The organism is Yersinia sp. 1252 StPb PI (assembly GCF_048593885.1).
Taxonomy (GTDB): domain Bacteria; phylum Pseudomonadota; class Gammaproteobacteria; order Enterobacterales; family Enterobacteriaceae; genus Yersinia; species Yersinia enterocolitica_E.
Map to the genome: position 1 here is coordinate 1 of NZ_JAZGQE010000376.1, position 1,288 is coordinate 1,288.

Sequence of the window (1,288 nt, forward strand, 5' to 3'; positions counted from 1 at the left end):
ATATTTATTTTTGGTTACTAATTTCTCATCTTGCTGCTGAGGGACAATATTCTCGATAATAATTTCATCAACTTCATCTTCAGGGTCAATATCGACTTCGCATTCTGCAACTTTAGTGACCGTAAAGATAAACCCTTTTCCTCTTACAGTCGTGATGGCTTCACCAGACAACCCGATATCTTGCAATGCTTTACGTAATAATGAAATATTTTGATACAGTGTGTTCGGTGTGACATTCACACCATTATCACCCCAAGCAATTGAATACAAATCACTTTGCGATATTATCAAACCAACTCTATTAACAAACGCCTCTAGTAATTGTGCTGTTGGCACGTTGATCTTAATGCGAGCGCCACCCAAAGAGGATGAGAGGATACCACTTTCAGGGTAAAATGTAATATTATCATTTATAGTATAACATTTACTCATGCCAATTATTTCCAATGATACGTATCAAAAATTTATTATAGATAGTCAGCAATAATAATCAATAAAAGAGAACATTGCGATGGCAAATCTACCAAGGGTTAGCAGTTCGTCACAAAGGTTAATCTGACTCGAATTGACAATATCAGATTAAGTAAGATACGACCCATTGAGAGTATTGTGCAGTACCTCTCTGCTAAGACTACTTTTTTTCACAGTAAACAGAATGAGTAGCGACAGATGAAATGCAACTTGAACTTACATTTCGTTTCCAGGGTTGAAGAACGACGAGCCAGGATTCTCATCACAATTTTAAATATTACATACCATAACGACTCGAGCAATATAGCAGTTAAATGACATGTGCTATCTAAAGTAAGAACTGTTTGTAAAAATTAAAACCATCAACAATTGTACTCATCAGCAAGTCTACCGTGGCGAGCAATATATAAATGGAATGCTTTTTGTAGATATCCCATAATAGCCCTCCTCTTTTTTCGAGAACGTAATTTGCATTTTTCTATTTGGTGTGGTGTAGAACTCATGGATCATGATTTCATTAATCAAAGTATCATCAATACTATTTACCTCGCTAGCCCAATTATTTACTGACCTTAATAAGAGTATATCATTAATCGAGTAGACGTAAAAAATAATCCTGCGACTAATCACCCCTATACTCTTATGATCCTTATAAAGCTTACCATCAATAGAAACAATACCATTAGTAGAATTGACTGAAAAATCAATGTTAACATTGGCAACCATACCAGGTACATTACTGTGAATGATGACTTCAGCATTACATTTTATTACATTTAATCCTCTCTCTTTTTCATCATTACTGCCTCTTAAAAAG

The 1,288-nt window shown here is 34.7% G+C and carries 2 protein-coding genes; both read right to left on the bottom strand.

Features of this window, described 5'->3' with window-relative positions:
* Positions 1-432: winged helix-turn-helix domain-containing protein (locus V2A85_RS23735; RefSeq protein ID WP_420072560.1), on the bottom strand; the 432-nt coding region annotated here is incomplete at its 3' end.
* A gap of 426 nt (positions 433-858) precedes the next feature.
* Positions 859-1,288 (bottom strand): hypothetical protein (locus V2A85_RS23740; protein WP_420072561.1); only part of this gene is annotated, 430 nt, incomplete at its 5' end.